The 14,031-nt window shown below is 67.1% G+C and carries 12 protein-coding genes; 5 read left to right on the top strand and 7 right to left on the bottom strand.

Annotation, left to right across the window (positions count from 1 at the left end; all coding sequences use genetic code 11):
- Nucleotides 1-220 precede the first annotated feature (220 nt).
- The 7 genes from gyrA to dnaA all read right to left on the bottom strand — a co-directional run bounded on the left by gyrA (nucleotide 221) and on the right by dnaA (nucleotide 11,141).
- A complete protein-coding gene (gene gyrA, locus SK803_RS17935; protein ID WP_319967159.1) occupies nucleotides 221-2,764 on the bottom strand; it encodes a DNA gyrase subunit A in 2,544 nt (847 codons plus the stop codon).
- A gap of 49 nt (nucleotides 2,765-2,813) precedes the next feature.
- On the bottom strand, nucleotides 2,814-4,784 hold the full coding sequence (gene gyrB, locus SK803_RS17930; protein ID WP_319967158.1) for a DNA topoisomerase (ATP-hydrolyzing) subunit B: 1,971 nt from the start codon (nucleotides 4,782-4,784) through the stop codon (nucleotides 2,814-2,816).
- Nucleotides 4,785-5,012: 228 nt separating this feature from the next.
- Nucleotides 5,013-5,546, bottom strand: coding sequence for a DciA family protein (locus SK803_RS17925; RefSeq protein WP_319967157.1), 534 nt, complete (start codon nucleotides 5,544-5,546; stop codon nucleotides 5,013-5,015).
- 106 nt (nucleotides 5,547-5,652) lie between these two features.
- Nucleotides 5,653-6,759, bottom strand: a complete 1,107-nt coding sequence (recF, locus tag SK803_RS17920) for a DNA replication/repair protein RecF (protein WP_319967156.1) — start codon at nucleotides 6,757-6,759, stop codon at nucleotides 5,653-5,655.
- Nucleotides 6,760-6,763: 4 nt separating this feature from the next.
- Nucleotides 6,764-7,678 (bottom strand): phosphogluconate dehydrogenase (NAD(+)-dependent, decarboxylating), encoded by a 915-nt coding sequence (gnd, locus tag SK803_RS17915; RefSeq protein WP_319967155.1) that lies wholly within the window; start codon nucleotides 7,676-7,678, stop codon nucleotides 6,764-6,766.
- Between the two features lie 42 nt (nucleotides 7,679-7,720).
- Nucleotides 7,721-8,845, bottom strand: coding sequence for a DNA polymerase III subunit beta (gene dnaN / locus SK803_RS17910; protein WP_319967154.1), 1,125 nt, complete (start codon nucleotides 8,843-8,845; stop codon nucleotides 7,721-7,723).
- 724 nt (nucleotides 8,846-9,569) lie between these two features.
- Nucleotides 9,570-11,141, bottom strand: coding sequence for a chromosomal replication initiator protein DnaA (gene dnaA / locus SK803_RS17905; protein WP_319967153.1), 1,572 nt, complete (start codon nucleotides 11,139-11,141; stop codon nucleotides 9,570-9,572).
- 350 nt (nucleotides 11,142-11,491) lie between these two features.
- Here dnaA and rpmH point away from each other — a divergent pair, with 350 nt between their 5' ends.
- The 5 genes from rpmH to SK803_RS17880 are packed head-to-tail and all read left to right on the top strand — an operon-like array spanning nucleotide 11,492 to nucleotide 13,900.
- Nucleotides 11,492-11,635, top strand: a complete 144-nt coding sequence (rpmH, locus tag SK803_RS17900; RefSeq protein WP_030465619.1) for a 50S ribosomal protein L34 — start codon at nucleotides 11,492-11,494, stop codon at nucleotides 11,633-11,635.
- A 26-nt stretch (nucleotides 11,636-11,661) separates the two neighbouring features.
- Nucleotides 11,662-12,003 (top strand): ribonuclease P protein component, encoded by a 342-nt coding sequence (gene rnpA, locus SK803_RS17895; RefSeq protein WP_319967152.1) that lies wholly within the window; start codon nucleotides 11,662-11,664, stop codon nucleotides 12,001-12,003.
- Nucleotides 12,000-12,257, top strand: a complete 258-nt coding sequence (gene yidD, locus SK803_RS17890; protein WP_030465621.1) for a membrane protein insertion efficiency factor YidD — start codon at nucleotides 12,000-12,002, stop codon at nucleotides 12,255-12,257. The genes rnpA and yidD overlap by 4 nt, the downstream gene beginning before the upstream one ends.
- A 4-nt stretch (nucleotides 12,258-12,261) precedes the next feature.
- Complete coding sequence (gene yidC / locus SK803_RS17885) at nucleotides 12,262-13,311, top strand: membrane protein insertase YidC (RefSeq protein ID WP_319967151.1); 1,050 nt, start codon at nucleotides 12,262-12,264, stop codon at nucleotides 13,309-13,311.
- Between the two features lie 31 nt (nucleotides 13,312-13,342).
- Complete coding sequence (locus SK803_RS17880; protein WP_086664882.1) at nucleotides 13,343-13,900, top strand: Jag family protein; 558 nt, start codon at nucleotides 13,343-13,345, stop codon at nucleotides 13,898-13,900.
- Nucleotides 13,901-14,031 lie beyond the last annotated feature (131 nt).

Below are 14,031 nucleotides of genomic sequence, written 5' to 3'. Positions count from 1 at the left end.
TGACGGCCTCGGCCGCCTTCTCCGCGGACACAGGCTTGGTCTTGTCCTGCGCGTTTCCACCCGAGGAACCGGAGGCCGCCGACGCGGCCGAGTCCGACTTCTTCTCCGCAGCGTTCTGGGGAGTCGGCTTGGTGATCACCGCGGTCTTGTCCGCGTCCCGACCTTCGCGGTTCTCGGGTGGAGTCACGAGCTGTCCTTAGCCTCTCGCTAGCAATTCCGACTACTCAGCCGAGTCGGTGGGGCTGACTGCCTGGTCGTCGGCAGAGTCCTCCGCGACAGACGCCTCACCGTTAGTGACGTCGCTGGGCTCGTCCGCGTTGCGTGCGACGGCGATCAAAGTGGTGCTCTCGCCGAGGTTCATCAGCCGCACGCCCTTCGTCTGCCGTCCAGCCTTGCGCACCTGCTCGGCACGGGTCCTGATGACCCCGCCGCTCGAGGTGATGGCGTAGAGCTCGTCGTCGACGTCGACGATGAGCGCGCCCACCAGCCTGCCACGTCGGCGGTCGTGCTGAATCGTCAGCACACCCTTGCCACCGCGACCCTGGACCGGGTAGTCCTCGATCGGCGTTCGCTTCGAGTACCCACCGTCCGTCGCGACCAAAACGAACAGGCCTTCCTGCACGACGCCGACCGACAACAGCTCGTCCTCGGCGTTGAAGCGCATGCCCTGCACGCCTGACGTGGCACGACCCATCGGGCGCAGCACGTCGTCCGTCGCGTGGAAGCGGATCGACTGGCCGTCGGCGGACACCATGAGCAGGTCGTCGTCGGCCGAACAGAGCACCGCGCCGACCAGTTCGTCGTCCTCGCGCAGGTTGATGCCGATAAGACCACCCGATCGGTTGGAATCGAAGTCCGTGAGCTTCGACTTCTTCACCAGACCCTTGCGGGTGGCGAGCACGAGGTACGGCGACACCTCGTAGTTCTTGATCTGGATGACCTGCGCGATCTCCTCCTCCGGCTGGAACGCGAGGAGGTTCGCGACGTGCTGACCGCGGGCGTTGCGGTTCGCCTCGGGCAGCTCGTACGCCTTCGTGCGGTACACGCGGCCCTTGTTCGTGAAGAACAGGATCCAGTCGTGCGTCGAGCACACGAAGAAGTGCGCGACGATGTCGTCCTGCTTGAGCTGAGCGCCCTGCACGCCCTTGCCGCCGCGCTTCTGCGCCCGGTAGAGGTCGGTCTTGGTGCGCTTCGCGTAGCCGGTGCGGGTGATCGTGACCACCACGTCCTCGACCGCGATCAGGTCCTCCATGGACACGTCGCCGTCGAACGGGATGATCTCCGTGCGGCGGTCGTCGCCGTACTTGTCCACGATGGCCATGAGCTCGTCGCGCACGATGGCGCGCTGCCGCTCCGGCTTCTCGAGGATGTCCTTGAGGTCCGCGATCTCGACCTCGATCTCGGCCAGCTGGTCGATGATCTTCTGGCGCTCCAGGGCGGCCAGGCGGCGGAGCTGCATCTCCAGGATCGCGTTGGCCTGGATCTCGTCGACGTCGAGAAGCTCCATCAGGCCCGTGCGCGCGATGTCCGGCGTCTGGGACCGGCGGATCAACGCGATGACCTCGTCGAGGTGATCGAGCGCCTTGACCAGGCCGCGCAAGATGTGCGCGCGCTCCTCGGCCTTGCGCAGACGGAACCTGGTCCGCCTGACGATGACCTCGATCTGGTGCTTCACGTAGTGACGGATCATCTGGTCGAGCCGCAGGGTGCGCGGCACGCCGTCGACCAGCGCCAGCATGTTCACGCCGAACGAGTACTGCAGCTGGGTGTGCTTGTAGAGGTTGTTCAGCACGACCTTCGCCACCGCGTCGCGCTTGAGCGTGACCACGATGCGCATGCCGCGGCGGCTGTTCGACTCGTCCGCGATGTTCGAGATGCCGGTGAGCTTCGCGTCGCGCACGAGCGCGGCGATGTTCTCGACGAGGTTGTCCGGGTTGACCTGGTACGGCAACTCGGTGACGACCAGGATCGTGCGGCCCTTGGCGTCCTCGTCGACCTCGATGACCGCGCGCATCTTCACCGAGCCGCGGCCGGTGCGGTACGCGTCCTGGATGCCCGAGTTGCCGAGGATCTGGCCGTGGGTCGGGAAGTCCGGGCCCTTGATCCGCTCGATGACGGCCTCGAGGGTCTCCTCGTCGGAGGCCTCCCAGTTGTCCAGCGCCCACACCACGCCGGACGCGACCTCGCGGAGGTTGTGCGGCGGGATGTTGGTCGCCATGCCGACCGCGATGCCCGAACTGCCGTTGATCAGCAGGTTCGGAATGCGGGACGGCAGGACCGTCGGCTCCTGGATGCGACCGTCGTAGTTGTCGCGGAAGTCGACGGTCTCTTCCTCGATGTCCGCGAGCATCTGCATGGCCAGCGGGGTGAGGCGGCACTCGGTGTAGCGCATGGCGGCGGCCGGGTCGTTGCCAGGAGACCCGAAGTTGCCCTGACCGTCGATCAGCGGGTACCGCATCGCCCACGGCTGAGCGAGCCGCACGAGCGCGTCGTAGATCGACGAGTCGCCGTGCGGGTGGTAGTTGCCCATCACGTCGCCGACGACGCGGGCGCACTTGTTGTAGCCGCGGTCCGGCCGGAACCCCGAGTCGAACATCGAGTAGAGCACGCGGATGTGGACGGGCTTGAGTCCGTCGCGCACGTCCGGCAGTGCTCGGCCGACGATGACGCTCATCGCGTAGGCGATGTAGGAGTTCTGCATCTCCTGCTGGATGTCGACCGGCTCGGTGCGGTCGTGCTCCGGCGGAAGGGTCGTCTCAGTCACGGTTCTTCTTTCCTCTTCGCCAGCCGTGGATGTCTAGAAGGGGCCGGACTCAGACGTCCAGGAACTTCACGTCCTTGGCATTACGCGTGATGAACGAGCGGCGTGCCTCGACGTCCTCACCCATGAGCACGCTGAAGAGCTCGTCGGCGGTGGCGGCGTCGTCCATGGTGACCTGGAGGAGCACCCGGTTCGCCGGGTCCATCGTGGTCTCCCACAGCTCCGCGGCGTTCATCTCGCCGAGACCCTTGTAGCGCTGGATGTTGTCGTCCTTGCCGAGCTTCTTGCCCGCGGCCAGGCCTTCCTTGATCAGGCCGTCGCGCTCGCGGTCGGAGTACGCGTACTCCGGCTCGATGCGCTGCCACTTGATCTTGTAGAGCGGTGGCTGGGCGAGGTAGACGTGGCCGTGTTCGAGCAGCGGCTGCATGAAGCGGAACAACAGCGTGAGCAGCAGCGTGCGGATGTGCTGGCCGTCGACGTCGGCGTCCGCCATCAGGATGATCTTGTGATATCGCAGCTTCGACAGGTCGAACTCGTCGTGGATGCTCGTGCCCAGAGCGGTGATCATGCTCTGGACCTCGTTGTTCTTCAGCACGCGGTCGATGCGCGCCTTCTCCACGTTGATGATCTTGCCGCGGATCGGCAGGATGGCCTGGTACATGGAGTCCCGGCCTTCCTTGGCCGAGCCGCCGGCGGAGTCGCCCTCTACGACGTAGAGCTCGCACTCCTCCGGGTTGGTGGAGCGGCAGTCCTTCAGCTTGCCCGGCAGGCCGCCGATGTCCAGCGCGCCCTTGCGGCGGACCAGTTCCCGGGCCTTGCGCGCGGCCATGCGGGCCTGCGCCGACGACACCGCCTTGCTGACGATCGTCTTCGCCTCGTTGGGGTGACGCTCGAACCAGTCGGCCAGGTGCTCGTTCGTCGACTTCTGCACGAACGACTTCGCCTCGCTGTTGCCCAGCTTGGTCTTCGTCTGGCCCTCGAACTGGGGCTCCTTCAACTTCACCGAGATGATCGCGGCGAGACCCTCGCGGATGTCGTCACCGGTGAGGTTGGTGTCCTTCTCCTTGAGCAGCTTCTTCTCGCGCGCGTACTCGTTGACGACACGCGTCAACGCGGCGCGGAAGCCCTCCTCGTGCGTGCCGCCCTCGTGCGTGTTGATCGTGTTCGCGAACGTGTAGACCGACGCCGTGTAGCCGGTGTTCCACTGCATCGCGACCTCGACCTCGAGGTCCTCGCCCTTCGCCTCGAACGCGATGACCTTCTGGTGCACCGCTTCGCGGGTGTGGTTGATGTGGCGGACGAAGTCCTCCAGACCACCCGGGTAGTGGTAGACGCGTTCCTTCACCGCGGCCTTGTGGCCCTCGGCGTCGGCGATCTCGTCCTCCTCCGAGACCCGCTCGTCGCGCAGGACGATGGTGATCCCCTTGTTGAGGAACGCCATCTCCTGCAGGCGGCGTGCGATCGTCTCGACGTTGTACGTCGTGGTCTCGAAGATCTCCGGGTCGGCCCAGAACGTGGTGGTGGTGCCGGTCTCGTCGGTCGCCTCGCCCTGGCGCAGCTCGTGCGCGGGCTTGGAGCTCTCGTAGCGCTGGGTCCAGACGTGACCCTGGCGCCTGATCTCGAGGTCGACGGCGGTGGACAACGCGTTCACCACGGAGATGCCGACGCCGTGCAGACCGCCGGACACCGCGTAGGAGTCGCTGTCGAACTTGCCGCCCGCGTGCAGCTTGGTCATGACGACCTCGACGGTCGGCACTCCCTCGACCGGGTGCATGTCGATCGGGATGCCACGACCGTCGTCGATCACCCGGACGCCGCCGTTGGCCAGCAGCGTGACGTCGACCTTCGTCGCGAAGCCGGCCATCGCCTCGTCGACCGAGTTGTCCACAACCTCCTGGACCAGGTGGTGCAGACCGCGCTCGCCGGTCGAGCCGATGTACATGCCCGGCCTCTTGCGCACTGCCTCCAAGCCTTCGAGGACAGTGATCGAGGACGCGCCGTACTCATTCTTCTTTGCTGACACGGGCCTGGAGTCTCCTCGCTGATGCGGGCCGGGCCCGCACGTGGATTGGTGACGCTCCCCGTGATTCTACCGGGCCACCCCGACAGAACGGGGGCAAGGACACCTTTGATTCGGTCACAGAGGCCCTCAAGTGACCACAGGTGGGTGCGGACCGCTGAAACGGGGGTTCAAATCCGCTGGTGAACGCTCATTGAGCCACAGAACGGCCGCTGAGCCCTTGACAGGACCTCACCCGTAGGTGTCACGCGGACCGCGCCCAGGCGCGTGCCTGGGGCCGTGTCGCCAGCTCGGAGCGTCCGGTCCCTTGATCTTGAGCCTTTTGACGACGCCGTTGCCGACACCCGCGGCGATCCGCTTGAGCAGATCGCGCTGCAGAAGGCGCAGCTGAGTGGCCCACGCCGTCGACGACGCCTGGACCGTCAGTTCCCCGTCACTGAGAGCGATCGGTTTCGCGTGCTCAGCGACTTCCTCACCTACCAATTTTGCCCAACGACCGAAGACCTGGCCACCCTGAAGTTGCTCGACCCAGCCGCGGTCGGCCGCGATCCGGGAGGCGATCCGGCCGAGCGGCTGCGGGTCGCGGTCGTCCGGCCCAGGACCCGACCAGCGACGGCGCCGGCGGTTGACCGGACGGCCCTTCGACTTGCTGCCGGGCACCCTGCCGCGGGCCTTCGCACTGGCCTTCGCGGCCTCCAGTGCGGCCCGCGCGAGGTCAGAACCCTTCAGGGGCTCACCCTCAGGTGTGAATGAACCTGTGGACAAGTCCGGATTTGTGACGGAGTTATCCACACCATCCACAGACTTGTCCCCAGATGTGTGGGCGGACACACCCGATCGAGCTACACGTTGGGGGTCTGAACCCGCTGAGTCAGACATGTCGTACCTCCCCGCCCTGAACCTCGAACCGAGCCCCGCTGAGCTCGTCCGGAACGTCCTCCGCCACCGCCGCGGTGATCAGCACCTGCTCCGCGGCGGCCGCGACCTTGGCCAGCTGCCGGCGCCGGCCGCGGTCGAGTTCGGCAAAGACATCGTCCAGCACGAGCACCGGTTCGATGCCGTCGACACGCATCAGTTCGTACCCGCCGAGTCTCAGCGCGAGCGCGAAAGACCATGACTCTCCGTGACTGGCATAACCCTTCGCGGGGAGCTCACCGAGGGTGAGGTCGAGGTCGTCGCGGTGCGGGCCCACGAGGCACACGCCGCGTTCGATCTCCTGCCGCCGGACCCGGTCGAGCTCGGCCAGCAGCAGGTCCTCGATGCTCTCCTTGTCCTCCGGAAGGTCGCCGACGCTCGACCTGTACGAGATCAGCGCCGGACGTGACTCCGGTGCGACCTCCGCATAGGCCGTGGTCACGTGGTCCGCCATGTCGCGGACCAGCTTCATCCGCGCGGCCAGCAGCTCCGCGCCGTGCTGGGCGAGGTGCCCGTCCCAGACGTCGAGCGTCGACAGGTCCGCCGATCGTGAATGCTTCACCGTCTTCAACAACGCGCTGCGCTGCTTGAGGACACGGTCGTAGTCGCTGCGAACGCCGGCGAACCGCGGCGCGCGCAACACCAGCATCTCGTCGAGGAACCGCCGCCGGTCGCTCGGATCGCCTCGCACAAGAGAGAGGTCCTCCGGTGCGAACAACACAGTGCGCAGGATCCCGAGCACGTCACGCGGGCGCGGCACCGGACCGCGGTTGATCCGCGCCCGGTTCGCCTTGCCCGCCGTGATCTCGAGTTCCACGAGCAGCTCGCGGTCGTCGTTGACCACGGCCGCCCGCACAACGGCGCGTTGAGCACCGTGCCGGATCAACGGCGCGTCGGTGGCGACGCGATGCGAACCCAGCGTCGCCACGTACCCGATCGCCTCGACCAGGTTCGTCTTGCCCTGGCCGTTGCGCCCGACGAGCACCGAGACGCCGGGCTCGAGCTCCAGGTCAGCGAGTTCCCACGAGCGGAAGTCGCTGACCTGGAGATGTCTGACGTGCACTTCGCTAGCTCTGGGTGCTGCCGGAGCCGGACGACGGTCCGGCCATGTGCACCGCGTGGCCACCGAACTGGTTGCGCAGTGCCGCCACGGCGCGCATCGCGGGCGAGTCCTCCTGCCGCGACTGGAACCTCGCGAAGAGCGCGGCGGAGATCACCGGGAGCGGCACCGCGTTGTTGATGCCTTCCTCGACGGTCCACCGGCCCTCGCCGGAGTCCTCGACGTAACCGCGGAGGTCGTCGAGCTCCGGGTCCGACTCGAGCGCGCGCACCAGCAGGTCGAGAAGCCAGGACCGCACAACGGTTCCGCGCTGCCAGGCCGAGATCACCGCGGGCACGTTGTCCACGACGTCGGTCTTGTCGAGCAGCTCGAAGCCCTCGGCGTACGCCTGCATCAGGCCGTACTCGATGCCGTTGTGCACCATCTTCGAGTAGTGGCCGGCGCCGACCTTGCCCGCGTGCGCGAAGCCTTCCTCGCGCGGGCCCTCCGGACGCAGCGCGTCGAAGATCGGCATCGCCTGCTCGACGTGCGCGACGTCGCCGCCGACCATCAGCGCGTAGCCGTTGTCGAGGCCCCACACACCGCCGGACACACCGCAGTCGAGGTAGCCGATCTCCTTCTCCGCCAGCAGGTCCGCGTGGATCCTGTCGTCGGTGAACTTGGAGTTGCCACCGTCGATCACGAGGTCGCCGGGCTGCAGCAGTTCGGACAGCTCGTTCACCGTGTTACGGGTGATCTCGCCCGCGGGCACCATCACCCACACGACGCGCGGCGCTTCGAGCTTGGACACCATGTCCGCCAACGACTCCGAGTCGCTGACCTCCGGGTTGCGGTCGTAGCCGACCACCTCGTGACCGGCACGACGCACCCGCTCGCGCATGTTGAAACCCATCTTGCCGAGGCCGACGAGTCCGAGCTGCACGGTGTTCTCCCCTAAACGTTTCTGTTACCCGGTAAGGGTTCTTTAGCCGGGCAGGCGAACGGGCATCAGGAGGTACAGGTAGCCCGGCGCCACGTTCCCATCCTCGTCCACCGGCTTGAGCAGTGCCGGTCGGCTGGGTGTGGTGAAGGACAAGTGGACTTTCTGGGTGCGAACGGCGCCGAGTCCGTCGAGCAGGTACCCGGGGTTGAACGCGATCGTGACCGCGTCGCCGGTGTACTCGACCGGCAGCTCTTCCTCGGCCGAACCCTCGTCGTCGCCACCGGCGGACAGGCGCAGACCGCCGTCCACGAACTCGAGGCGCACCTGCGTGCCGCGTTCGGCGACGAGCGACACGCGCTTGATCGCCTGCTGCAGCGCGTCGATGTCGATGATCGCGGCGGCTGAGTGCTCGCTCGGGAGCAGCTGGCGGTACTTCGGGAAGTCCGCGTCGAGCAGGCGGGTCGTCGTGCGCTTGCCGGAACCCGCGAGACCGAGCAGACCATCGTTCGCCGCGAGGGACATCTCGACCTTGCCGCCGGACGAGCCCAGCGTCTTGGCCGCGTCGCCGAGCGTCTTGGCGGGGACGAGCACCGCGACCTCGCCGAGCGCCTCGTCCGGCTCCCACGGGAACTCGCGCATAGCCAGCCGGAACCGGTCGGTGGCGACGAGGGTCAGCTTGCCCTCGCCGATCTCGACGCGGACGCCGGTGAGCATCGGGAGCGTGTCGTCCTTGCCGGCCGCGACGGCGACCTGGCCGACCGCCTCGCCGAAAACCTCGCCGGGAAGCTCACCGATGAGCTGCGGCATCGACGGCAGCGCGGGGTAGTCCTCGACCGGCATCGTCGGCAGGCTGAACCTGGCGCTGCCACAGCTGATCATCATCCGGGCGCCGTCGACCGCGATCTCGACCGGGTGGTTCGGCAGCGCCTTGGTGATGTCGGCGAGCAGACGGCCGGAGACGAGCGCGCGACCGGCGTCGGCGATCTGCGCCGGGACACCGACCTGGGCCGAGACCTCGTAGTCGAATCCGGAAACCGTCAGCGACTCCTCCGACTCCGCGTCGAGCAGCACGCCGCCCAGCACGGGAACCGGCGGACGGGACGGAAGGCTGCGAGCGACCCAGGCGACAGCGTCGGCGAGGCCGTCGCGTTCGACGCGGATCTTCATGAGGCGTCCTTTCCTCGACAGTCGACAAGCCCAACCACGACAACGTGCCAGTGGGGGTTAGGGAGCCTCGACCTCGGCAACCCGAGGTGCGGAGCAACCACGTTAGAGCGTCCTGGCCCTTCCCGTCACTTCGGGGTTCGGGCACCGATCCCCGGGAGCTGTCCACGCTGTTTTGCTTTTGAGTTCTTTCTAGAAGAGATCAAACAGCAGTAACAGTAAGGGTTGTGGATTGTGGGGACAGCCCTTGAACCTGCAGGTCAGGGTGTCACCCACCATGTGGACTAAGGGGGGATGGCACCCGGGGACAGATCGGCGCACCCGGGGACAGCCAGTTGTGCACACCTCTCGATCCACAGATCGTCCACAGTTGTCCCCGGGTGCGTCCCCGGGTGCGGGGCAGTTGTACCCGGGTGTTCAACAGGCTTCCGTGGCCAGATCGTGGCCTGGGTCTCAGACTTTTCCAGTTGTCCCCACCCCTTCGAGTGGGACGGGCGAACAATAAGCCCCGTTCCGAGGCCGATCACCCCTCGACTCCACCCGGGTTCGAGCGCGCGCGTACGGCTCGTGTGCTGGTCTCTCGCCGTTGGATGTCGTTGTGTCCCGCGGTGCTTCCTGGGTGCGGCCTCCGATGCAGCTTCGGCTCCGGCCGGTTGCGTCCCGTTGCGGGCGAACGAAAAAGGGGCCCTCCGTGTCAGAGGACCCCTCGGTTGCCACCCAGGTCGGATCAGGGAGCGTGGCGAGCGCGCTGCTTGATCCGGGACGTCAGTTCCTGCACCTGGTCGTAGATCCGCCGGCGCTCTGCCATCTCCTTGCGGATCTTCTTGTCCGCGTGCATCACCGTCGTGTGGTCGCGGCCGCCGAACGTCTGACCGATCTTCGGCAGCGACAGGTCCGTCAGTTCGCGGCACAGGTACATCGAGATCTGCCGCGCCTGCGCGAGCGCCTTCGTCTTACCGGGGCCGCAGAGGTCGTCGATCGACACTCCGAAGAACTCCGCGGTGACCGCCATGATCGTCGGGGCGGTGATCTCCGGCGCGTGCGAGTCGGGGATCAGGTCGCGCAGCACGATCTCGGCGAGCTGGATGTCGACGGGCTGGCGGTTGAGCGACGCGAACGCCGTCACGCGGATGAGCGCGCCTTCGAGTTCGCGGATGTTGCGTTCGATGCGGGAGGCGATGAACTCCAGCACGTCGGCCGGGGCCGCGAGCCGGTCCTGCGCCGCCTTCTTGCGGAGGATCGCGATCCGGGTCTCGAGCTCGGGCGGCTGGATGTCCGTGATCAGACCCCACTCGAACCGCGTGCGCAGGCGGTCTTCCAGCGTCTCCAGCCGCTTGGGCGGCCGGTCGCTCGACACCACGATCTGCTTGTTCGTGTTGTGGAGCGTGTTGAACGTGTGGAAGAACTCCTCCTGCGTACCTTCCTTGCCCTCCAGGAACTGGATGTCGTCGACGAGAAGAACGTCGATGTCCCGGTAGCGGCGCTGGAAGGCGACCTTGCGGTCGTCACGCAGCGAGTTGATGAAGTCGTTGGTGAACTCCTCGGTCGACACGTACCGCACGCGCATGCCGGGGAACAGGCGCTGCGCGTAGTGCCCGACGGCGTGCAGCAGGTGCGTCTTGCCGAGGCCGCTCTCACCCCAGATGAAGAGCGGGTTGTACGCACGGGCGGGAGCCTCGGCCACCGCGACGGCGGCGGCGTGCGCGAACCGGTTCGAGGCGCCGATGACGAACGTGTCGAAGTTGTACTTCTCGTTCAGCCGCGTCTGCGACGGCGACGGGTTCGCGGGCCGGGTGTACGGCATGTTCCCGTTGGGGGTCGCGCCACCCTGCGTGTTGAACGTCGGCCAGATCTCGGTGACGGCGGCGAGCGCGTCGCCGGCTTCGTCTACCTCGTCCGAGTCCGAACCGTCGGCGTCGGGGTTCGGGCTGACGTTTGTGATGGTCGCCTCGTCCGCGAGGACGGGCGTGTCGCCGTTGGGAATGCCGGGGACGACGGCCTGCACCGGGATCGGCGTGGTCGGCGGGCTCACCGGTTCCGGCGAGTCGACCTTCACCGCCAGGGAGACCGTGCGGCCGAGCCTGCGGGAGAGAGCCGCGGTGATCGGGTCGCGCAGTGCGCGTTCGATCGCCTCTTTCGCGAAGTCGCTCGGCGCCGCGAGCAGGGCCGTTCCGTCCAGCAAACCGATCGGACGGGTGACCCTCATCCACGCGCGCTGCTGAGGGGACAGGTGGCTGGTTGCTAGCTCCTGCACCACCTCGGCCCATACGAGACCAAGGTCGACCTGCTGGTTCGACACCTCCGCGCTCCCCTCCCCTCCGCCGGAGTCGCGAGACTCCACATGTGGACACGGAGAATAGAGGCATCCACAGAGTTATCCACAACTGTGCACTAAACGGTGCGTTGTGTTGCCGGATCGGTGGCGGCTCCCACGCCAGCTCCGGCATGCGCGAGGCAAGCACGGTAACAAGGCCCGCCACGCCTCACAAGACGTGGCATCCGCCACCCCGATTTGGTCGTGGCACCCGGGCGTGCGTACTCTCGTATGAGTCTCCCGCTTGCGACGGGCGCCTTTGTCGCGCCTACGTCCACTGCTCGTTGGGGACACCAACCAGGCTTGTACGCAGTGAAGCACCGGGAGAACCAGCCGTGAGCAAGGGTAAGCGCACCTTCCAGCCCAACAACCGCCGCCGCGCGAAGACGCACGGCTTCCGGCTGCGCATGCGGACCCGCGCCGGCCGCGCCATTCTGGCCGCGCGCCGCAGCAAGGGCCGTGCCACGCTGTCCGCCTGACAGCGGCTGGTAAGCGCAGCGTCGTCGTGCTCCCACCGGCCGCCCGGCTCACCCGCAGCCAGGACTTCGGCCTGGTGGTCCGCAGGGGCCGCCGCGCCGGACGGCCCCGGTTGGTCGTCCACGCCTTGATGCCAGACGTGCCCACCTTGGATTCGTCCAAGGTGGGCTTCGTCGTGAGCAAAACAGTTGGCAACTCGGTGGTCCGCCACCGGGTCTACCGGCGTCTTCGCCACGTGGTCCGCCCGATCTTGGCCGATCTGCCACCGGGAACTCTCGTCGTCGTGCGAGCGTTGGCCCCGGCAGCGGAAGCTTCGAGCTCCGAGCTGTCCGCCGACTTCTCGTCCGCCCTGCGCAAGGTGCTGCGATGACCACGTTGCCCGCCAAGGTCGCGCTCCTGCCGGTGCACTTCTACCGGCGATTCATCTCGCCACTGCTGCCGCCGACATGCCGCTTCTACCCGAGCTGCAGTGCGTACGCGGTGGAGGCGTTGACCGTCCACGGTGCGCTGCGCGGAACCTGGCTGACGATCCGCCGGTTGCTGCGCTGCGGACCCTGGCACCCTGGAGGCCTGGACCCCGTTCCGCCGAGGCGGCAGGTCCCCGACGTATCCACCGAGGAGTAGCTCCGTGCTCAACTTCATCTACTACCCGGTGTCCTTCATCTTGTGGTGTTGGCACTGGGTCTTCGGCAAGGTCTTCGGTGAGTCGAGCGGCTTCGCCTGGGCACTGGCCGTGATCTTCCTGGTCTTCACCCTCCGCGCCATCCTCTTCAAGCCGTTCGTCGGCCAGGTGCGCTCCATGCGAAAGATGCAGGAGTTCGCGCCGGAGATGCAGAAGATCAAGAAGAAGTTCCCGAACGACAAGCAGCGCCAAGCACAGGAGATGCAGAAGCTGCAGTCCGAGCACGGCGTCAACCCGCTCGGCGGCTGCCTGCCGATGCTGGTGCAGATCCCGGTGTTCATCGGTCTGTTCCACGTGCTGCGGTCGTTCAAGCCCGGCTGGGGCGAGGTCTACTTCTTCGACAAGCAGGGCGTCGACTCGTTCGTCAACGCCAAGCTCTTCGGCACCAACCTCTCGACGTTCATCACGATGCCCTCGGACCAGCTGGCCCAGTACGGCACCGAGCGCCTGAACGTCATCCTGCTGTCCGTGCCGCTGATGATCGTGGCGTCCATCGCGACCCACTTCACGGCCCGCCACTCGGTGCAGCGCCAGAACCAGGCCGCGCTGGACAACCCGCAGACGGCCATCATGAACAAGCTGACGCTCTGGATCTTCCCCCTGGGCGTCCTCGCCGGCGGCTTCTTCTTCCCCGTCGCGATCCTGCTGTACTGGCTGTCCAACAACGCCTGGACCCTCGGCCAGCAGCACATCGTCTACAAGCGGATCGACTCCGAAGAAGAAGAGAAGAAGACCGCCGCGGTCGAAACCCGCCAGGCCCTCGCCCCCAAGCCAGGCGCCAAGCCGGTCAACCCGAAGAAGCCCGCACCGGGAGCCAAGCCAGCACCCGGCGCCAAGCCCGCGAACGGTGCCAAGCGGATGCCGACCGCAGGCCCCAGTGGAGCGCCGAAGCCTTCTGCCGACAACGCGAACGGCACGTCGCCCAACACCGAGATCCCCGGCCTGACCCCAGGCCGATCCACCAGCAAGAAGCCGGGCAGCAAGAAGCGCCGCTAGTTTCGGGCGTTTGCCCCGGAGAGGAGACATCGTGTCGGAGACCTTGCAGGCGACCGACGACGTGGAGGCGTCGTCGCCGGCTGAGGCCGAAGCCGAGGCCGAGCCGCAGTCGCAGAGCAAGACCGAAGACCTGCTCGTCCAGGAAGGCGACATCGCAGGCGACTACCTGGAGCGCCTGCTGGACCTGCTCGACTACGACGGCGACATCGACCTGGACGTGGAAAGCGGCCGCGCCATCGTCAGCATCGACGGCGGCGAAGACCTGTCGAAGCTGGTGGGCCCCCGAGGCAACGTCCTCGAATCCCTCCAGGAACTCACCCGCCTGGCCGTCCAGCAGGAAACGGGAGTTCGCTCCCGCCTGATGCTGGACATCGCCCAGTGGCGAGCAGGCCGCCGAGCCGAACTGGCCGAAATGGGCCGCACCACCGCCGAAAAGGTCCTCGCCTCCGGCGAACGCGCCCGCCTGCACCCCATGACGCCCTTCGAGCGCAAGGTCGTCCACGACGCCGTGGCCGCGGTCGCGGGCGTGCACAGCGAGAGCGAGGGCGAGGAACCACAGCGCCGGGTAATCATCTTCCCCAAGCCCTGACGGCAACCGCACCACTCACGGCCCCTGGCTCCCACGGGAACCAGGGGCCGTTTGCTGTCCAAGGCGAGCCAGGGCTGCACGGCGCGGCGAGGCGCGGGGCGAGGCGGCGCGGGGCGAGGCGGCGCGGGGCG

This window comes from Lentzea miocenica (assembly GCF_033949945.1).
In the GTDB taxonomy this organism is placed as follows: Bacteria; Actinomycetota; Actinomycetes; order Mycobacteriales; family Pseudonocardiaceae; genus Lentzea; species Lentzea miocenica.
The sequence above is the reverse complement of the archived record's forward strand: the minus strand, read 5'-3'. Positions and strand labels throughout refer to the sequence as shown.